The sequence below is a fragment of the Kitasatospora sp. NPDC001309 genome (assembly GCF_042896295.1).
GTDB lineage: Bacteria > Actinomycetota > Actinomycetes > Streptomycetales > Streptomycetaceae > Kitasatospora.
Map to the genome: position 1 here is coordinate 94,307 of NZ_JBIAXC010000013.1, position 20,142 is coordinate 114,448.

Sequence of the window (20,142 nt, forward strand, 5' to 3'; positions counted from 1 at the left end):
GCGTCCGCCGAGGACGCGCGACAGGTCCACCAGGACCCGCAGGAACCCCGAAGGGGCGCCGGACGATCCGTCCGGCGCCCCTTCGGGCCTTCAACGGCAGGTCACCAGCCGGCTCAGCGAGCCCCGGCCGCCTTGTCGACCACCTGGGCCTTGAGCGCGCGCTCGATCCCGGCCCGCGACTCGACGACCTGACGGCGCAGCGCCGGCGCCGGCTCGGCCGAGGCCAGCCAGGCGTCCGTGGCGGCGAGCGTCTCCTCCGTCACCTGGAACGCCGGGTACAGGCCGACGATGATCTGCTGCGAGATCTCGTGGCTTCGGGTCTCCCAGATGTCCTTCACCGCGGCGAAGTACTTCTCCGCGTACGGCGCCAGCAGCTCCCGCTGGTCCGACTGCTGGAAGCCCGCGATCACGGCCTCCTGCACGTAGTTGGTGAGGGTGTCCGACTCCACCACCGAGGCCCAGGCCGCGGCCTTGGCCTCCGCGGTCGGGCGGGCGGAGCGGCAGCTGGCCGCGTGCTCCTGGCCGGCCGCGGTGTTGTCCCGCTCCAGCTCCGCGACGATCGCGGCCTCGTCGGCCCGGCCGGTGGCGGAGAGCCGGGCGAGCAGCGCCCAGCGCAGCTCGGTGTCCACGGCGAGGCCCTTGAGCTCGACCGAGCCGTCCAGCAGCCCGGCCAGCAGGTCGAGCTGGGCGTCCGTGCGGGCGACCGAGGCGAAGGTGCGGGCCCAGGCCAGCTGGTGGTCGCTGCCGGCCTCGGCGGTGCGCAGGTGCTCCTCGGCGGCGGCGGCCCAGCGGAGCAGGCCCTGCTCGCTCCAGTCCGGGTCGGTGTAGGCGTCCAGGGCCAGCTTGACCTGGCGCTGCACGGACTGCACGACGCCGATGTCGCTCTCCCGGCCGATGCCGGAGAGCGCCAGCGACAGGTAGTCGCGGGCGGCCAGTTCGCCGTCGCGGGTCATGTCCCAGGCGGAGGCCCAGCACAGCGCGCGCGGCAGCGACTCGGTGAAGCCGCCGAGGTGCTCGGTGACGACGGCCATCGAGTCCTCGTCCAGCCGGATCTTGGCGTACGACAGGTCGTCGTCGTTCAGCAGCACGACGGCCGGGCGGTGGCGGCCGACCAGCTCCGGCACCTCGGTGCGCGGGCCGTCGACGTCCAGCTCGATCCGGTCCGTCCGCACCAGCGAACCGTCGACCAGCTCGTAGAACCCGATCGCGATGCGGTGCGGCCGCAGCACGGCCTCGCCCTTGGCACCGGCCGGCAGCGCGGGGGCCTCCTGCAGCACGGCGAAGGACTCGATCTCGCCGTCCGTGTTCAGCACCACCGACGGCCGCAGCACGTTGATGCCGGCCGTCTCCAGCCAGGACTTGGACCACGCCTTGAGGTCGCGTCCGCTGGCCTCCTCCAGGGCGCCGAGCAGGTCGCTGAGCCGGGTGTTGCCCCAGGCGTGGCGCTTGAAGTAGGCGCGCACGCCCTCGAAGAAGGCGTCCTGGCCGACGTACGCCACCAGCTGCTTGAGCACCGAGGCGCCCTTGGCGTAGGTGATGCCGTCGAAGTTGACCTGGACGTCCTCCAGGTCGTTGATCTCCGCCATGATCGGGTGGGTGGACGGCAGCTGGTCCTGCCGGTAGGCCCAGGTCTTCATCTGGTTAGCGAAGGTGGTCCAGGAGTGCGGCCACTTGGAGCTGGGGGCCTCGGCCTGGCAGACGGCCTCGGCGAAGGTCGCGAAGGACTCGTTGAGCCAGAGGTCGTTCCACCACTCCATGGTGACGAGGTCGCCGAACCACATGTGGGCGAGCTCGTGCAGGATCGTCGCGGCGCGCGCCTCGTACGCGGCGTCGGTGACCTTGGAACGGAACACGTACTGGTCGCGCAGGGTGACGGCGCCCGCGTTCTCCATCGCGCCGGCGTTGAACTCCGGGACGAAGAGCTGGTCGTACTTGGGGAACGGGTACGGGAAGTCGAACTTCGCCTGGAAGTAGTCGAAGCCCTGCTTGGTGACCTCGAAGATCGCCTCGGCGTCGAGGAACTCGCGCAGCGAGGGGCGGCAGTACACGGCCAGCGGCACGCGCTGCTCGCCGTTCTCGTAGGTGTCGAAGACCCCGACGTACGGGCCGGCCACGAGCGCGGTGATGTAGCTGGAGATCCGGCCGGTGGGCTCGAACTCCCAGACCTGGGTGGGGCCTTCGCCGACCGGCTCGGGGGTGGGCGAGTTGGACACCACGACCCAGCCGGTGGGGGCCGTCACGGTGAACCTGAACGTGGCCTTGAGGTCGGGCTGTTCGAAGTTCGCGTAGACCCGGCGGGCGTCCGGCACCTCGAACTGGGTGTACAGGTAGGTCTCGCCGTCGACCGGGTCGACGAACCGGTGCAGGCCCTCGCCGGTGTTGCTGTAGGCGCAGTTCGCGACGACCCGCAGCTCGTTCTCCGCCGCCAGGCCGGGCAGCGGGATGCGGCTGTCGGCGAAGCTCGCCGGGTCGAGCGACGTGCCGTTGAGGGTGATCTCCTCGACGCCGGGGGCGACGAGGTCGATGAAGCTGTCGGCGCCGGGGGTCGTGGCGGAGAACCGGACCACGGTCGTGGACCGGAAGGTACCGCCCTCGCGGGCCGAGCCGAGGTCGAGCTCGATGTCGTACGCGTCCACCCGGATGAGGTCGGCCCGGGTACGGGCCTCGTCGCGGGTCAGGTTGGTGCCGGGCACTCGCTGCACTCCTTCGTCAGGCTGATGGACCGAATCCTCGCATGCCCGACGAGCGGCCCGGCCGGAAAATCCCGACCGGAGAACCCGGCCGGAAACCCGCCCGGAAATCCCGCCCCGAGAACCCGGCCCGAGAACCCAGCCCGAGAACCGGCCGGAGAACGGGGGCGGGGCGGGCCCGGGCCCACCGGCCCCGACCCGCCCCGCCCTCACTGCCCTCACCGACCGGAGTGCGTCACTTCCGCCACTTGGTCAGCGGACCGTCGGTGTTGGTGTACCGGCGGAACGCGTAGACCGCGTTGCCGTCGTCCGAGACGTAGTACACCGAGGTGCTCATGCTGATGTCGAACTTCCCGTTCGCGTTCGCGACGGTGCCGATGTCGGTCATCGAGCCGTCGGTCGGCGAGAGCGTCACCAGCCGGGACGGCTTGTCGTAGCCCTGCGAGACCAGGGCGCGGACCTTGCCGTCCTTGTCGGTGCCGGTGACCAGGCGGATGTCGCTGCCGCTGGCCGAACCGGGGCTGGCCGCCCACAGGCGCTTGCCGGTGTTCAGGTCGTAGGCGTTGATGGCCGGCTTGGTCGGGTTGACCTGGACGTACAGGGTGCTGCCGCTCACCACGTTGCGGGTGAAGGCGGTGTCCTGGCCGGACAGGCGCAGGCTGTCCGAGCCGGCCTCCTTGACGGACATCTGGTTGCCCGGCTTGTTGTCCTTGTCGAACGGCAGGATGTAGTCGCCGTTCGGGCCGTTGGTGATCACCAGGACCAGCGGCTTGTCCTGGACGACCGAGTCGACCTGCTCGATCGTGCCGGTCAGGGTGATCGGGCTGCTCGCCGCCTTGCCGGAGTCGGCGTTCACGATGACCAGCTGCGACTTCGGGCCGCTGGTCATGTAGCAGCGGTCGCTGATGGCGATCTGGCTGCCGGCCGCGCGGGCCCGCATGGTGCAGTCCTTGTCGCGGGGCTGGTACTGCCAGGCGGGCTGGCCGTTGGAGATGTTCAGCCCGGCCACCGCGTTGCCGCCGACGGCGACCACGTTGTCGGTGACGCTCAGGGTCGGCTGGGACAGCCGGTCGGCGGTGGCCTTGACGGTCCACAGCAGCTTGCCCGAGGTGAGGTCCACGGCGCCGATGGTGGAGCAGTCGTAGTCACCGGTGTTGAAGGCGACGGCGGCGACGTTCTTGGAGTTGGCGGTGTACGAGGCGCTGCACACCTCCTTGCTGCCGGACGGCACCGGGATGTTCCAGGCCTGCTTGCCGTCGACCAGGTTGTAGGCCTTGACCCCGTCGCTGTCGACGCGGACGGCGTACTTGTCGGTGCCCCAGATGCCCAGCAGCTGGTTGGTGGCATCGGTGTTGGAGGGCGTCGGGGCGTTCCAGGCGACGTTGAACGTGGCCTTGGTGCCGTCCGGCGCGGGCGCCGGAGCGACGGTGTTCCCGCCGTTGTCGCCGCCGACGGTGCTGGTGCCGCCCGAGTTCGCCACCGGGCCGGGGCCCGGGTCCGGCTTGGGGCTGGGCTTGAGCAGCACGACCAGCCCGATCACGATGGCGATCGCCAGCACACCGCCGATGATCCCGCCCCAGAGCATCACGGGGTTGCGCTGCTTCGGGGCCGCCGGCACCGGCGCACCGGGGTAGTAGCCCGGCTGCTGCTGGTAGTTGTACCCGCCGCCGTAGCCCTGCCCCGCGTCCGCCCCGGGGTAGCCCCCGCCGGGCGCCGGGTCGTACGGGCCGATCGGCGCACCCGCCGGAGGCTGGGCCGGCATCCCGGCGGCCGTCGGCGCGTACGCGGCGTAGTCGGCCCCACCCGCCGGGGGCTGGACCGGGGGCGCCGGGGGTGCCGGGGGCATCGGAGGCTGGGCCGGCGGCCCGCCCTGCCCCGGAACCGCCGAGCCGTCGAGCTGGGTCATCTGGTCCGCGACGGCGGCAGGATCCACACCGCCCGCCGGCCGCCCGAACGAAACGCCCCGATTGCCCTGCGGGCCGCTGCCGGATGCATCGCCTGCACCCGGCGTAGGGTGATCCCCTGCCATCTGATTCCCCGTCATGTCTGGATGCGTCCCCCTGCCGGTACCGACCGCGGCCCGGTGGGACGGGTGAGATTGGGCACCATGCTAGTGGCGGCCGGTTTTCGCCCGCTCCCAGGACCACCCGATCCGGGCCCCGCCTTCCCCCACCGCGCAACACCTTCACCCCCCGGCCACCCCGCCCCCACGCCCCGCCCGCCGCGAGCCCCGCACCCCGGCCCACCGCTAGCCCCCGCGCCCCCGCCCGCCGCGGGCCCGCGCAGCGGCCCCCACCCGCCGGCCCCCGACCCGTACCCTTCAGGAGTTGAAGGGGACACCCGGCGGAGGGTTCCCCACCCTGGGAGGGTGGATCATGTCGACGGACACACCGGGCTCACAGTCGTCCCTGCACCGGGCGAACCTGGAACGGGTGCTCCGCGCGGTACGGATGGCCGGTTCGCTCACCCAGGCCGAGATCGCCCGCGGCACCGGCCTCTCCGCGGCCACCGTCTCCAACATCGTGCGGGAACTGAAGGAGAGCGGCACCGTCGTGGTCGCCGACACCTCCTCCGGCGGCCGCCGCGCCCGCAGCGTCTCGCTGAGCGGGGACGCGGGCATCGTGGTCGGCATCGACTTCGGCCACACCCACCTGCGGGTGGCCGTCGGCAACCTCGCCCACCGGGTGCTGGCCGAGGAGAGCGCCCCGATCGACGTGGACGTCTCGGCCGCGCAGGGCTTCGACCGCGCCGAGGCGATGGTGGCGCGCCTCCTCGCGCAGGCCGGCTTCCGTCCCGAGAAGGTGATCGGGGTGGGCCTCGGCGTGCCCGGCCCGATCGACGTGGAGACCGGTGCGCTGGGCTCGACCGCGATCCTGCCGGGCTGGACGGGCATCGCCCCGGGCCGGGAGCTGGCGGAGCGGCTCGGCATGCCGGTGCACGTGGACAACGACGCCAACCTGGGCGCGCTGGGCGAGCTGGTCTGGGGGGCCGGCCGCGGCCTGAGCGACCTCGCCTACATCAAGATCGCCAGCGGGGTCGGCGCCGGCCTGGTCGTCAACGGCCAGATCTACCGGGGTCCGGGCGGCACCGCGGGTGAGATCGGGCACATCACCCTGGACGAGGCGGGCCCGGTCTGCCGCTGCGGCAACCGGGGCTGCCTGGAGACCTTCGTCGGCTCCCGCTACCTGCTGTCGCTGCTCACCTCGACCCTCGGCCCGGACCTCACCCTGCCCCGGGTGGTGGAGCTGGCCCACCAGGGCGACCTGGGCTGCCGCCGGGTGATCGCCGACGCCGGGCGCCAGATCGGTACGGGCGTGGCGACCCTGTGCAACCTGCTCAACCCGCGCCGGGTGATCCTGGGCGGCGACCTCGCCGAGGCCGGTGAGCTGGTGCTGGCCCCGATCCGCGACTCGGTGGCCCGCTACGCGATCCCCAGCGCGGCCCGCCAGCTGTCGGTGGTCCCCGGCACCCTGGGCGGCCGGGCCGAGGTGCTGGGCGCGCTGGCCCTGGTCATGAGCGAGATGGGCGAGTCCGGGGCGCTCGGCCGGCACTGACCGCCTTCCCCCCGTTCACCCGTCCGGCCGCAACCGCCGGAGAACGTCCGTTCGTCAATGAGGATTGACCCGCGCCCCCCGACCGACCTCCGGGAATGGCGGTAACCGGTCGGTGGCACCGGGCGCGCCGCTCGGCGTCCGCGTAGCGGACATTAGACTCGACCGGTCGGTACCGGCCGCGACCACCGGCCTGCCGCCGGACCGGGCGGCGACGCCCGTCGGACCGTCCGTGGTCCGCGAACACTGAACGAGGAGGAACGGGTGGCCCTGCTGACCCGCATTCGGGGACCGCGCGATCTCGACCGGCTCACGCCCGGACAGCTGGCCGCACTGGCCCAGGAGGTCCGGACCTTCCTGGTGACCGAGGTCTCCAAGACGGGCGGCCACCTCGGACCCAACCTCGGGGTGGTGGAGCTGACCATCGCCCTGCACCGGGTCTTCGACTCCCCGCGCGACCGCATCCTCTTCGACACCGGCCACCAGAGCTACGTCCACAAGCTGCTCACCGGCCGCCAGGACTTCTCCCGGTTGAAGATGAGCGGCGGCCTGTCCGGCTACCCCTCGCGCGCCGAGTCCGAGCACGACGTGATCGAGAACTCGCACGCCTCCACGGTCCTCTCGTACGCGGACGGCCTGGCCAAGGCCAACAAGATCCAGGGCAAGGCGGACCCGGTCGTCGCCGTGATCGGTGACGGCGCGCTCACCGGCGGTATGGCCTGGGAGGCGCTGAACAACATCGCCGACGCCAAGGACCTGCCGGTCGTCATCGTCGTCAACGACAACGAGCGCTCCTACTCGCCGACCATCGGCGGCCTCGCCAACCACCTCGCCACCCTGCGCACCACCCAGGGCTACGAGCGCTTCCTGTCCTGGGGCAAGGACGCCCTGCAGCGCACCCCGGTGGTCGGCCAGCAGCTGTTCGAGACGCTGCACGGCGCCAAGAAGGGCCTCAAGGACTTCATCGCCCCGCAGGGCATGTTCGAGGACCTCGGCCTCAAGTACATCGGCCCGATCGACGGCCACGACCTGACCGCCCTGGAGTCGGCGCTGACCAAGGCGCGCGGCTTCGGCGGCCCGGTGATCGTGCACTGCCTCACCGAGAAGGGCCGCGGCTACCACGCCGCCGAGAACAACGACGAGGACCGCTTCCACGCCGTCGGCGTGATCCACCCGGACACCGGCCTGCCGGTCAAGAACTCGGGCAAGGACTGGACCTCGGTCTTCGGCGAGGAGATGGTCGCGCTCGGCCGCGAGCGCGAGGACATCGTGGCGATCACCGCCGCGATGCTCCACCCGGTCGGCCTGGCGCCGTTCGCCAAGGAGTTCCCGGACCGCATCTTCGACGTCGGCATCGCCGAGCAGCACGCCGTCACCAGCGCCGCCGGCCTGGCCACCAACGGGCTGCACCCGGTCTTCGCGGTCTACGCGACCTTCCTGAACCGCGCCTTCGACCAGGTCCTGATGGACGTCGCGCTGCACAAGCTGGGCGTCACCTTCGTACTGGACCGGGCCGGCGTCACCGGCACGGACGGCGCCTCGCACAACGGCATGTGGGACATGTCGATCCTCCAGGTCGTCCCGGGCCTGCGGCTGGCCGCCCCGCGCGACGCCGACCAGGTCCGCGCCCAGCTGCGCGAGGCCGTCCAGGTCGAGGACGCCCCGACGGTGGTGCGCTACTCCAAGGGCTCGGTCGGTCCGGCCGTCGCCGCGGTCGGCCGGGTCGGCGGCATGGACGTGCTGCGCGCCGCCGGGGAGCCCTCCGGCGCCCACCGCGCGGACGTGCTGATCGTCTCGGTCGGCGCGATGGCCCCGACCAGCCTGGAGGTGGCCGACCTGCTGGCCGCCCGGGGCGTCACCGCCACCGTGGTGGACCCGCGCTGGGTCAAGCCGGTGGACGAGGCCCTGCCGGGCCTGGCCGCCGAGCACCGGGTGGTCGTCACGATCGAGGACAACGGCCGGGTGGGCGGCGTCGGCGCGGCCGTCGCGCAGGCACTGCGGGACGCGGACGTGGACGTACCGGTGCGCGACTTCGGCATCCCGCAGGAGTTCCTGGACCACGCCAGCCGGAACGAGATCCTGGCCGAGATCGGCCTGACCGCCCCCGCCATCGCCGAGAAGGTGGGCGCCCTGGTCGCCAAGCTGGACGCGGCGCCGGTCGAGGCCTGAACCGCCCCCGGTGGAACGGGCCGGCCACCCGCCGCCCGTTCCGCCGACGCCCGATTGTCGTCTCTGCGTAACAGTTCGTCGCGGGACGAGCTGACAATCGCACTGAATGGCGGGACCGGCGCTCTCCGCGCCGTTCCCGCCCGGTAGGTTGTCAACCGTGCCCACCCCCACCCGCCCCCGCCTCGACGGACTGGTCGACCGCCTGCCCGCGCGCGCCCGTACCCACATCCGACAGGGGTACTGGACGAGGCTGGTGCCGCTGCTCACCCTGGTCGCGGTGGCCACCCACATCCCGTCCTTCGCCCGGCCCGTCTGGAGTCCGGACGAAGGCTTCCTGGCCACCCAGGCCCGGATGCTCGCGGACGGCGGGGTGCTCTACGACACCGTGGTGGACCGCAAGCCGCCGCTGCTGCCCTGGCTCTACCAGGCCTGCTTCGCCGTCTTCGGCTCCGCCTCGCTGTGGCCGCTGCGCACCCTCGCGGTGGCGGCCCACCTGGTCACCGCGATCCTGCTGGCCTCGATCGCCCGCGGCCGCTGGGGCAACCGGGCCGGGGCCGGCGCCGGACTGCTCTACCTGCTGGTCTCCATCGGGCTCTCCCCGGAGGACACCCAGGCGGCGACCTTCGAGGTCTTCATGCTGCCCGCGATGGTGGCCGCCTTCCGGTACGCCGAGCGCCGCCGCTGGCTGGCCGCGGGCATCGCGGTCGCGCTCTGCTCGCTGACCAAGCAGACCGGCGGCGCGGTGCTGCTGCCGGTGCTCTGGATGCTCCTCCAGGACGCCCGCCGACGCGGGGTGCGCTGGCCGCCCGCCCTGTTCAAGATCGGGTTCGGCTTCGCGGTGCCGATAGCGCTGGTGGCGGTCATCCTCACCAAGCCCAAGGGCTTCCTCTTCTGGGTGGTCACCGGCAGCGGCGACTACGCCTCCTTCGGCGGCGCCTGGCTGCAGATGCTCGGCCGGGCCTTCGGCAACCTCGGCATCCTGGCCGCGGCGGGCCTCGGCTTCCTGTTCCCGGTCGGCCGCCGGCTCTGGTTCAAGTACCGCCACCGCCCGCTGCCGGTGGCCGGCGAGGAGCACGGCTCGACCACCGACCTGTGGGTCTGGCTGCTCTCCTCGGCCGTCGCGGTCAGCGTGGGCTTCCACTTCTTCGGCCACTACTACCTCCAGCTGATGCCCCCGCTGGTGCTGCTGGGCACCGGGGCGGTCGCCACCTCGGCGATCCGCTGGAAGCCCGTCCTGGTGTACACCACGGTCGCCGCCACGGTCTTCTGGGGCCTGGCGCTGGCCTGGCCGGGGGAGCAGATGAGCCGCAACACCGAGGTCGCCACCGCGGTCGCCGCCCAGACCACCCCCAAGGACACCGTGCTGGTCTGGGGCATGCACCCCGAGCTGTACTGGCTGGCCGACCGCAAGCCCGCGAGCCGCTACCTGACCGCCGGCTTCCTCACCAACTACAGCGGCGGCAAGGACGGCAGCGGCAACGTCGGCGAGCAGTTCAGCGTCAACAACGCCTGGCAGACCTTCGACAAGGAACTCGCCAACGGCCTGCCCGAGGTCTTCGTGGACGACTCCGGCGTCGCCCCGTACCAGCCGGTGCTGGTCCCGCGGATCGAGAACCTGCTGGACACCCACTACGAGATGATCGGCGTCATCGGCGACACCGTCGTCTACCGCCTCAAGCACTGAGGCACCGCTCGAGCACCGAGGTACCGCCTCGAGTACCGAGGCCCGGCACCGCGTACGCGAGAGCCCCCGGCGACCAGGTCGCCGGGGGCTCCGCTCGTACCGCTACGCCTTACGCGGGCACCGAGGCCACGCCGGGGGCGAGGAACTTCTTGCCGGTCACCCGCTCCGAGACGCCCTCACGGTCCAGGTACGGGGTGATCCCGCCCAGGTGGAAGGGCCAGCCGGCACCGGTGATCATGCAGAGGTCGATGTCCTGGGCCTCGCCGACGACACCCTCCTCCAGCATCAGGCCGATCTCCTGGGCCACGGCCTCCAGGGAGCGGTTCAGGACCTGCTCCTCGGTGAGCACCGAGTCGCCGAAGGTCAGCAGCTCCAGCACCTCGGGGTCGAGGACCTGCTTGCCGTCCACCCAGGTGTAGAAGCCGCGCTTGCCGGCCTTGACCACCTTGCCGAGGTTCTCGGAGACGGTGAACCGCTCCGGGAAGGCGCCGGCCAGGGTCTCCGAGACGTGCAGGGCGATGGCCGGGCCGACCAGCTCCAGCAGCACGATCGGGGACATCGGCAGGCCGAGCGGCTCGACGGCCTTCTCGACGCTGGCGATCGGGGTGCCCTCGTCGATGATGTTCTGGATCTCGCCCATGAAGCGGGTCAGGATCCGGTTCACCACGAACGCCGGGGCGTCCTTGCACAGCACCGAGGTCTTCTTGAGCTTCTTCGACACGGCGAAGGCGGTGGCCAGCGACGCGTCGTCGGTCTGCTCGCCGCGGACGATCTCCAGCAGCGGCAGGATCGCGACCGGGTTGAAGAAGTGGAAGCCGACGACCCGCTCGGGGTGCTGGAGCTTCGAGGCCATCTCGGTGACCGACAGCGAGGAGGTGTTGGTCGCCAGCACGCAGGTCGGCGAGACCACGGCCTCCAGGTCCGCGAAGACGGTCTGCTTGACGCCCATCTCCTCGAACACGGCCTCGATGACGAAGTCCGCGTCGCCGAAGGCCACGGCCTTGTCCAGCGAGCCGCTGACCAGGCCCTTGAGGCGGTTGGCCTTGTCCTGGCCGATCCGGCCCTTGCCTAGCAGCTTGTCGATCTCGGCGTGGACGTAGCCGACGCCCTTGTCGATGCGCTCCTGGTCGATGTCGGTGAGGACCACCGGCACCTCCAGACGGCGGGCGAACAGCAGCGCCAGCTGCGAGGCCATCAGGCCGGCGCCGACGATGCCGACCTTGGAGACCGGGCGGGCCAGCGACTTGTCCGGCGCACCGAACGGGCGCTTGGCCCGGCGCTGCACCAGGTTGAAGGCGTAGATGCCGCTGCGCAGCTCGCCGCTCATGATGAGGTCGGCCAGGGCCGCGTCCTCGGCGTCGAAGCCGGCCTGGAGGCTGGCCTTGTCGGCGAGGTCGGCGTCCTTGACGGCGGCGATGATGTCCAGCGCCTTGTACGCGGCCGGAGCGGCCCCGTGCACCTTGGCGTCGGCGACCATGCGGCCCCAGAGGACGGCGTCGTCCCAGGCCTTGCCGCGGTCGATCGCCTCGCGCTCGACGACCAGGTCGCCCTTGAGGACCTGGGCGGCCCACAGCAGCGACTGCTCCAGGAAGTCGGCCGGCTCGAAGATCGCGTCGGCGATCCCCAGCTCGAACACGTCCTTGCCCTTGAGCTGCTTGTTCTGGTTCATCGAGTTCTCGATGATGACCTTGACGGCCTTACCGGCACCGATCAGGTTCGGCAGGATGGTGCAGCCGCCCCAGCCGGGGACGAGGCCGAGGAAGACCTCGGGCAGCGAGAAGGCCGGAACGCCCGCGGACACCGTGCGGTAGTCGCAGTGCAGGCCGACCTCGACGCCGCCGCCCATGGCCGCGCCGTTGTAGAAGGCGAAGGTCGGGACGGGCAGCGCGGCGATCCGCTTGAAGACCTCGTGGCCGCCCTTGCCGATGGCCAGCGCGTCGGCGTGCTGCTTGAGCAGCTCGACGCCCTTGAGGTCGGCGCCGACGGCGAAGATGAACGGCTTGCCGGTGATCGCGGCGCCGACGATCCTGCCCTCGGCGGCCTCGGCCTCGACCTGGTCCAGCGCCTCGGACAGCTTGAGCAGCGAGCCCGGGCCGAAGGTGGTCGGCTTGGTGTGGTCGAAGCCGTTGTCCAGGGTGATCATGGCCAGCTTGCCGGCCTGCAGCGGCAGGTCCAGGTGGCGCACGTGCGCGGTCGTGACGACCTCGCCCGGGAACAGCTCGGCGCCCTGCTGGAGCAGCTCAGTGGTGTTGCTCATGCTCACTTACCACCCTCGAAGTGGGGGTTCTCCCAGATGATGGTGCCGCCCATGCCGAAGCCGATGCACATCGTGGTGAGGCCGTAGCGGACGTCCGGGCGCTGCTCGAAGCGGCGGGCCAGCTGGTTCATCAGGCGCACGCCCGAGGAGGCCAGCGGGTGGCCGAAGGCGATCGCGCCACCGAACGGGTTGACCCGCTCGTCGTCGTCCGCGATGCCGTAGTGGTCCAGGAAGGACAGCACCTGGACGGCGAAGGCCTCGTTGACCTCGAAGGCCTGGATGTCGTCGATGGTCAGACCGGCCTTGGCCAGCGCCTTCTCGGTGGCCGGCACCGGGCCGATGCCCATGACCTCGGGCTCGACGCCCGCGAAGGCGTAGGAGACCAGGCGCATCTTGACCGGGAGGCCGAGCTCCTCGGCGACGTCCTCGGCGGCCAGCAGCGAGGCGGTGGCACCGTCGTTCAGACCGGCCGAGTTGCCCGCGGTGATGTTGCCGTGCGGGCGGAACGGGGTCTTGAGGCCAGCCAGCGACTCCATCGTGGTGCCCGGGCGCATCGGCTCGTCCACGGTGGCCAGGCCCCAGCCGGTCTCGCCGACCTCGGGGTTGGTGTTGCGGATCGTGATCGGCACCAGGTCCGGCTGGATGTCGCCGTTGGCGTACGCCTTGGCGGCCTTCTCCTGGGAGCGCACGGCGTAGGCGTCGCAGCGCTCCTTGGTGATGTGCGGGAAGCGGTCGTGCAGGTTCTCCGCGGTCATGCCCATGAACAGGGCGGACTCGTCGACCAGCTTCTCCGAGACGAAGCGCGGGTTCGGGTCCACGCCCTCGCCCATCGGGTGGCGGCCCATGTGCTCCACGCCACCGGCCACGACCACGTCGTACGCGCCGAAGGCGATGCCGCCCGCGGTGGCGGTCACGGCGGTCAGGGCGCCGGCGCACATGCGGTCGATCGAATAGCCGGGCACGGACTTCGGCAGGCCGGACAGCAGGGCGGCGGTGCGCCCGATGGTCAGACCCTGGTCGCCGATCTGCGTGGTGGCCGCGATGGCGACCTCGTCGATGCGCTCGACGGGCAGGCTCGGGTTACGGCGCACGAGTTCCCGGATGCACTTGACGACGAGGTCGTCGGCGCGGGTCTCGTGGTAGATGCCCTTCGGGCCGGCCTTGCCGAACGGGGTGCGGACGCCATCGACGAAGACGACGTCCCTCGCGGTACGAGGCACGGGGGCTCTCCTCCCAGGGACCAACATTTCGGGTGTGCAGGCTGCCGCCGGAAGATCCCGAGCGGCGCCGCGTCAGAAGCCATGCTACCGGTCGGTAACCAACCTGCCCAGGCCCCTCGGAGGGTTCTGACCATGTGTCCCGCGACACGTCCGGCACCACCGCGACCAGGAAGGCTCCCCGGGAACGCCGTGAGGGGGCGCCGTCCGTAACGGACGGCGCCCCCTCACGGGAGTCGGTCGGCGGGGCCGGGGCCGCGTGGGCGGGCCCGGGCGCTCCGGCCGGATCAGGCCTCGGCGGTGCCGGCGGTGGCGGCGGTGGCGAAGGCGGCGGCGACCACCGGCGCCACCAGGTCGACCTGCCACTGCCGGGCGCCGAGCCGGCGCAGCACGGCGGCCACGCCGTCGCCGCTCAGGTCGGCCGGCGGCTCCCAGGAGACCCGGCGCACCAGGTCCGGGGTGATCAGGTTCTCGGCGGGCAGGTGGTGGCGCTCGGCCAGCTCGCTGACCGCGGCGCGGGCACCGGAGAGCCGGGCGGCCGCGACCGGGTCCTTCTCCGCCCAGGCCCGCGGCGGTGGCGGCCCGTCGTGCGGGGCGGCGGCCGGCGGCAGCTGGTTCTCCGGGACCTCCCGGCCGCGCTGCACGGCCGCCAGCCACTGGTCCAGCTGGCGCCGGTGCAGCCGCGGGCCGAAGCCCTGGACGGCCTGCAGCGCGGCGATGTTCAGCGGCATGGCCAGCGCGGCGTTGACGATCGCGGCGTCCGAGAGCACCCGGCCCGGGGAGACGTCGCGCTCCTGGGCCATCCGGTCGCGGGTCAGCCACAGCTCGCGCACCACGGCCAGCTGGCGGCGCCGGCGGACCTTGTGCAGCTGCGAGGTGCGCCGCCACGGGTCGGTGCGCGGGGCGGGGCGGGGCGCGGCCGCGATCGCGGCGAACTCCTCCAGGGCCCAGTCCAGCTTGCCCTGGGCGTCCAGCTCCTGTTCGAGTGCGTCGCGCAGCTCGACCAGCACCTCGACGTCCAGAGCGGCGTAGCGCAGCCACGGCTCGGGCAGCGGGCGGGTGGACCAGTCGACCGCCGAGTGCTCCTTGGCCAGGCTCAGCCCGAGCACGTTCTCGGTCATCGGCCCCAGGCCGACCCGGGCGAAGCCGGCGATCCGCCCGGCCAGCTCGGTGTCGAACAGCCGGGCCGGTCTCATGCCCACCTCGGCGAGGCAGGGGAGGTCCTGGGTGGCGGCGTGCACCACCCACTCGGCGTCCGCGATGGCGGCGCCCAGTCCGCTCAGGTCGGGGCAGGCGATCGGGTCGATCAGCGCGGAGCCGGCGCCCGCGCGGCGCAGCTGGATGAGGTACGCCCGTTGCCCGTAGCGGTAGCCGGAGGCGCGCTCGGCGTCGACGGCGACAGGTCCGGTGCCCGCGGCGAAGGCGGCGACGACGGCGGCCAGCGCCTGCTCGTCCGCCACGACGGGCGGGATCCCCTCCTTCGGTTCGAGGAGCGGGACCGGGGCTGCTTCTTCTGGGATGGCTGCTACGGCGTCGGTCACCTACCAAGGGTACGACGGTCACCGGAACTGGGAGTGTTGTCGGACTGGTCAGACTGCTGATCGCCCGCCCGCCGGGTCACCCGCCGGGCCGCCCGACCGGCTGCCCGGGCGCCCGGCTGACGGACCGCCGGGCCCGGAGCCCCGGGTGCCGCCGGACGGGCGTGCGGCGGCCCAGGAGGAACGTTCCTCCTGGGCCGCCGACGGTTCGCGGAGCGGTTTCGGCCCCGGCCGGCTCAGTGGATGATGCCGGTGCGCAGCGCGACCGCGACCATCCCGGCGCGGTCGCCGGTGCCGAGCTTGCGGGCGATCCGGGCCAGGTGGCTCTTCACGGTGAGCGCGGACAGGCCCATCGCGACGCCGATCGCCTTGTTCGACTGGCCCTCGGCGACCAGCCGCAGCACCTCGACCTCGCGGCCGGACAGCTCGCGGTAGGCGGTCTGCTGCGGGCCCGGCGCTCCGGGGGCACCCGGTGCGCCCGGGGCACCGGCGGCACCCGGCATGCCCGGCATCCCGGGGCGGCGCATCCGGCCGGCCAGCCCGGCGGCGCCGAGCGGCAGGCCCGGGCGGCCGGGCATCGCGACGTTGGTGCGGGTGCCGGTGACCACGTAACCCTTGACGCCGCCCGCGAGCGCGCTGCGGACCGCGCCGATGTCGTCGGCGGCGGACAGGGCCAGGCCGTTGGGCCAGCCCGCGGCGCGGGTCTCGGCGAGGATGGTGAGTCCGGAGCCGTCCGGCAGGTGGACGTCGGCGACGCAGATGTCGCGCGGGGTGGAGACCCGGGGGCGGGCCTCGGCGATCGAGGACACCTCGATCACGTCGCGGACGCCGAGCGCCCAGAGGTGGCGGGTGACGGTGTTTCGGACGCGGGGATCGGCGATGACCACCATGGCGGTGGGCTTGGTCGGGCGGTAGGCGACCACGTTTGCGGGGTGCTCAAGAAGGACCGACACCAGGCCTCCTGCGGGGAGTGGCGGACGGAACCCCGAGGGGGCGGTCGGAGTGTTCCGCGTTCGGAAAGGGTCACAGTCTGCTTCGGCAGCTACCGTGCCCGGCTTTAGCGAAAGATCACGATCTAGTGAGTAACAATACGGACAAATCGCGCATATGACTGATGCGACATGCCTGGAATTCGTACAAAATCGATCAGATCCATGACAGATCGATCGACTTTGAGCAGGTAATTGACGCAGGGCAGGGCCGAAGCCACACTCCGTCAGTCCTGGGGGTGGCATCGGGGCGGACGGTGCCGTCCGGCCCGGACGCCACCCTTCAGTGCGACCGGGGGCGTCGCCGGGCGGGCATCGGGACCACTCCACCGAGTGACGTGACCTCGGCCGGCGGCGGGGACGGGTTGGCCGGCGGCAGTCCGGCGCTGATGCAGAGCAGGTCGCCCCAGGCCGCCAGGTGCCGCTCGAACCGGCCGTCGGCCGGCGTCCAGGAGGCCCGGATCTCGATCTCGGTCGCCGCGGGGCGGTCCGCCAGGCCGCCGAAGTACTGCGAGGCGCAGCGGGTCACCGTGCCGGACGGCTCCGCGTACCCGGCGCCGTGCGCCTGCAGCGCGTCCAGCAGCCAGGCCCAGCCGACCTCGGAGAGCAGCGGGTCGCCGGCCATCTCCGGCTCCAGCTCCGCCCGGGTCATCGTGACCACCCGGAACTCCCCGTTCCAGGCCTCCTGCCCGGCCGGGTCGTACAGCAGGACCAGCCGGCCGTCGGCCAGCTCCTCGTCGTCCACCTCCACGGTGGCGGTCAGCGCGAAGGCGTACGGGGCCAGCCGGCGCGGGGCCGGCGCGGGGGAGAGCTGGAGCTCCGGCCGCAGCCGGGCCCCGTCGAGGGCCTCCACGGCGGCCCGGAACTCGCTCGGCGCCCCCTCCCGACCCGTTCCGCCACCTGTTCCGCCACCTTGCGCGGGGTGCCCGCCGACCGCTGCCATGACCCGAAGACTAGGTCGAAGACCGGGGTTATCGCCGCAACTTCCGTCCGAGCGGCGTGCCGGAACGGCAAACCCGGCCAGATCTTGGAGGAACCGACGAGACCACCCGGGAAGGGTGCCCCCGGGCGCGTGCGAAGATTTGACCCGTGAGCGAGACTACGGCAGACCCGACGGCGGCCACCCCCGACGGCCGAAGCACCCCCGCGCGCCGCGGCGCCGCGCACGACTCCGCGTTCCTGCGCGCCTGCCGGCACGAGCCGGTGCCGCACACGCCGGTGTGGTTCATGCGCCAGGCGGGCCGCTCGCTGCCCGAATACCTGAAGGTCCGCGAGGGCATCCCCATGCTGGAGTCCTGCATGCGGCCCGAGCTGGTCAAGGAGATCACCCTCCAGCCGGTGCGCCGGCACAAGGTGGACGCGGCGATCTTCTTCAGCGACATCGTGGTGCCGCTCAAGGCCGTCGGCATCGACGTGGACATCAAGCCCGGCATCGGCCCGGTCATCGCCGACCCGATCCGCACCTTCGAGGACCTCAACCGGCTGCGCCCGCTGGAGCCCGACGACGTCCCCTACGTCACCGAGGCCGTCGGCCTGCTGGTCGACGAGCTAGGCGGGACCCCGCTGATCGGCTTCGCGGGCGCGCCGTACACGCTCGCCAGCTACCTGATCGAGGGCGGGCCCTCCAAGAACCACGAGAACACCAAGGCCATGATGTACGGGCAGCCCGAGCTCTGGGCCGCCCTGCTGGACCGCCTCGCCGACATCACCTCCGCCTTCCTCAAGGTGCAGATCGAGGCCGGCGCCTCCGCGGTCCAGCTGTTCGACTCCTGGGTCGGCGCGCTCGCCCCGGACGACTACCGCCGCTCGGTGATGCCCGCCAGCACCAAGGTCTTCGACGCCGTCGCCCACTACGGGGTGCCGCGGATCCACTTCGGCGTCGGCACCGGCGAGCTGCTCGGGCTGATGGGCCAGGCCGGCGCGGACATCGTCGGCGTCGACTGGCGGGTGCCGCTGAACGTCGCCGCCGAGCGGGTCGGCGCGGGCAAGGCCCTCCAGGGCAACCTCGACCCGGCGGTGCTGTACGCGCCCACCAAGGTCGTCGAGACCAAGGCCCGCGAGGTGCTGCACGCCGCCCAGGCGCTCGGCACCAGCGGCCACATCTTCAACCTCGGCCACGGCGTGATGCCGTCCATGGACCCGGACGCGCTCAGCCGCCTGGTCGCCTTCGTGCACGAGGCCAGCGCGCGCTGACGCCCCGCGGCGGCGGGCCCCCGGGAGTTCGGGGGCCCGCCGCCGTGCGTCATTCCCCGGAAGCCCCGGGGTGCTCGGGCTCCTCGGGGTGCTCGGGCTCCTCGGGCCGGACGACCGGCCGTGCGCGGGTCCGGCGCCAGTACCGGTAGAGCAGCGCCCCCGGGACCCCGAGCACCAGCAGGAACGGCGCCACCGCGGCCAGCGCCACCACCAGCGCGGTCCCGATCGCGACCAGCACGTGCCAGCCGCCGCCCAGCGCCGAACCCACCGATTCGCCGAAGCCCTTCCCTCCGGCCGCCGTCGGTGTCGGGGTCGGCGTGGGGGCCACCGCCTCCCGGCGGACGTCCAGGGTGACGGTCGAGTACGAGGTCCGGGCGGCCAGCTCCTTCTGCTGCTTCTGCAAGGACTCCAGGTCCGCCTCCCGGCGGCTCAACTCGCCCTCCAGCGAGGTGATGTCGCTCAGCGTCTTGGCCTGGGCCATCAGCGCCCGCACCCGGTCCACGCTCGCCTGCTGGGTCTGCACCCGGCTCGCCACGTCCGCGACCTGCTGGGTCAGGTCGTCCGCCTGGCTCTTGCGCGAGACCACCCGGCCCAGGGCGGCCAGCTGGTCCAGGGTCTGCTGGTAGGCGGCGGACGGGATCCGCAGCGTCAACTGGCCGTACTCGTCCGCACCGCCGCCGTTGACCGACTCGCCGCCCACGTAACCGCCCGACGCGGTCGTCAACTCCCGCGCCCTGCCCAGGACCTGCCCGACGTCCTTGGTGGTCAGCGAGAGCTGCGCGGTGTACGAGATCAGCCGGGCGTCCGCGGCCGGAGTGACCCCGGCGGCCGCCGGCGCCCCGGAGGGCTGCCCGCCCGCCGGGGCGGGAGCGGCCGGCGCGGCCGCCCCACCGGCCGCCTTCGCCGGCGCTCCCGCCGAGTCGTTCCGCCCCGATTCCCCGCCGCCGCTCGCACTGCAACCCCCGGCCAGCAGCACCGCGGCGGCCACCGCCACCACCGGCACCCCGGCCCTCGCCCGTCGTCCCATTCCCCGGCCCCTCCCCAAGTCCGCTGGCATTTCCTGCCATTGGACGCAAGAGCCTGCCCGACGGACCCGCCCGGCAGATCGCAGGTCCATCACAGCTCGGCCCCGGGACGGACACGACCCACCGGAGTGCTCCATCCCGCAGGTTCGCCATGACCGGCTCTGTGGCACACGGCTTGTGTGGCCCGCAGGCAGCGCCGCAGAACTCGCTATCTTGGAGTTATGAGCGAGCTGCCGGACTGGATGTACGCGCCCAGAGTCGAGGGTTGGATCGCTGACGACCTCGACCACCTGCCGCAGGCGCCGCGGCACACCGAGCTGATCGACGGAGCCCTGGTCTTCATGATGTCCCCGCAGCGCACTTGGCACAGTTGGGTCGTATCGGGCCTGAACGCGGCGCTGGAAGGCCTCGTGCCGGATGGATTGTGGCCGGAGCGCGAGATCACGATCAAGCTCGACCGCACCAACCGCCCGGAACCAGATGTGATGGTCGTGAGCGCCGAGCCCGACCCCACTCGCACGTGGTACGAGCCGACCGAGGTGGTACTGGTCGTTGAGGTGGTCTCTCCGGAGTCCGCCCAACGCGACCGCGAGGTCAAGTTCCGGAAGTACGCCAAGGCCGGAATTCGGCACTATTGGATCGTCGAGGAGGAGGACGGTCTGCCGGTCGTGCACGTCTACGAGCTGGATCCAGCGGCAAGTGCCTACGCGCCGGCCGGGATCTTCCGGGGCAAGCTGGAGCGGCCGGTGCCGTTCCCGACCGTCATCGATCTCGACAGGTTCGTGTCCCGGCGGAAGCGTGCAGCGGATTGAGGCATCCGTGTAAAGAC

13 protein-coding genes are annotated in these 20,142 nt (G+C 72.3%); 5 read left to right on the forward strand and 8 right to left on the reverse strand.

Translation table 11 applies throughout. From position 1 onward, the window contains the following. Nucleotides 1–113 precede the first annotated feature (113 nt). Nucleotides 114–2,693, reverse strand: coding sequence for an aminopeptidase N (gene pepN, locus ACFY2K_RS16065; RefSeq protein ID WP_375888273.1), 2,580 nt, complete (start codon nucleotides 2,691–2,693; stop codon nucleotides 114–116). Between the two features lie 232 nt (nucleotides 2,694–2,925). After that, on the reverse strand, nucleotides 2,926–4,536 hold the full coding sequence (locus ACFY2K_RS16070; protein WP_380594000.1) for a PQQ-binding-like beta-propeller repeat protein: 1,611 nt from the start codon (nucleotides 4,534–4,536) through the stop codon (nucleotides 2,926–2,928). 529 nt (nucleotides 4,537–5,065) lie between these two features. On the opposite strand from ACFY2K_RS16070, the gene ACFY2K_RS16075 reads away from it, so the two are divergent. The 3 genes from ACFY2K_RS16075 (at nucleotide 5,066) to ACFY2K_RS16085 (ending at nucleotide 10,094) form a co-directional block, all read left to right on the forward strand. Continuing rightward, entirely contained in the window at nucleotides 5,066–6,244 is a 1,179-nt protein-coding gene (locus ACFY2K_RS16075; RefSeq protein WP_375888275.1) for an ROK family protein, read from the forward strand. Between the two features lie 261 nt (nucleotides 6,245–6,505). Next, nucleotides 6,506–8,410 carry a 1-deoxy-D-xylulose-5-phosphate synthase gene (dxs, locus tag ACFY2K_RS16080; RefSeq protein WP_380407892.1) on the forward strand — a complete coding sequence of 635 codons (1,905 nt, stop codon included), beginning with the start codon at nucleotides 6,506–6,508 and terminating at the stop codon, nucleotides 8,408–8,410. Nucleotides 8,411–8,567: 157 nt separating this feature from the next. Further along, nucleotides 8,568–10,094, forward strand: a complete 1,527-nt coding sequence (locus ACFY2K_RS16085; protein ID WP_375888279.1) for an ArnT family glycosyltransferase — start codon at nucleotides 8,568–8,570, stop codon at nucleotides 10,092–10,094. A gap of 109 nt (nucleotides 10,095–10,203) precedes the next feature. Here ACFY2K_RS16085 and ACFY2K_RS16090 read toward each other — a convergent pair whose 3' ends face one another. From ACFY2K_RS16090 to ACFY2K_RS16110, 5 genes are all read right to left on the reverse strand, one after another. Further along, on the reverse strand, nucleotides 10,204–12,351 hold the full coding sequence (locus ACFY2K_RS16090) for a 3-hydroxyacyl-CoA dehydrogenase NAD-binding domain-containing protein (protein WP_387711867.1): 2,148 nt from the start codon (nucleotides 12,349–12,351) through the stop codon (nucleotides 10,204–10,206). A 2-nt stretch (nucleotides 12,352–12,353) separates the two neighbouring features. Beyond that, a complete protein-coding gene (locus tag ACFY2K_RS16095; protein ID WP_375888284.1) occupies nucleotides 12,354–13,571 on the reverse strand; it encodes a thiolase family protein in 1,218 nt (405 codons plus the stop codon). A 284-nt stretch (nucleotides 13,572–13,855) separates the two neighbouring features. After that, nucleotides 13,856–15,109, reverse strand: a complete 1,254-nt coding sequence (locus ACFY2K_RS16100; protein WP_375888286.1) for an HRDC domain-containing protein — start codon at nucleotides 15,107–15,109, stop codon at nucleotides 13,856–13,858. A 233-nt stretch (nucleotides 15,110–15,342) separates the two neighbouring features. Beyond that, nucleotides 15,343–16,059, reverse strand: a complete 717-nt coding sequence (locus ACFY2K_RS16105) for a response regulator transcription factor (protein ID WP_350511717.1) — start codon at nucleotides 16,057–16,059, stop codon at nucleotides 15,343–15,345. Nucleotides 16,060–16,378: 319 nt separating this feature from the next. Further along, on the reverse strand, nucleotides 16,379–17,038 hold the full coding sequence (locus ACFY2K_RS16110) for a DUF3000 domain-containing protein (protein ID WP_375888289.1): 660 nt from the start codon (nucleotides 17,036–17,038) through the stop codon (nucleotides 16,379–16,381). A gap of 236 nt (nucleotides 17,039–17,274) precedes the next feature. Here ACFY2K_RS16110 and hemE point away from each other — a divergent pair, with 236 nt between their 5' ends. After that, a complete protein-coding gene (hemE, locus tag ACFY2K_RS16115; protein WP_375888482.1) occupies nucleotides 17,275–18,288 on the forward strand; it encodes a uroporphyrinogen decarboxylase in 1,014 nt (337 codons plus the stop codon). A gap of 49 nt (nucleotides 18,289–18,337) precedes the next feature. Here the strand turns inward: hemE and ACFY2K_RS16120 are convergent, their stop codons facing one another. After that, complete coding sequence (locus ACFY2K_RS16120) at nucleotides 18,338–19,315, reverse strand: DUF4349 domain-containing protein (protein ID WP_387711869.1); 978 nt, start codon at nucleotides 19,313–19,315, stop codon at nucleotides 18,338–18,340. 219 nt (nucleotides 19,316–19,534) lie between these two features. Here ACFY2K_RS16120 and ACFY2K_RS16125 point away from each other — a divergent pair, with 219 nt between their 5' ends. Continuing rightward, nucleotides 19,535–20,125, forward strand: a complete 591-nt coding sequence (locus ACFY2K_RS16125; protein ID WP_380524210.1) for a Uma2 family endonuclease — start codon at nucleotides 19,535–19,537, stop codon at nucleotides 20,123–20,125. Nucleotides 20,126–20,142: the final 17 nt, after the last annotated feature.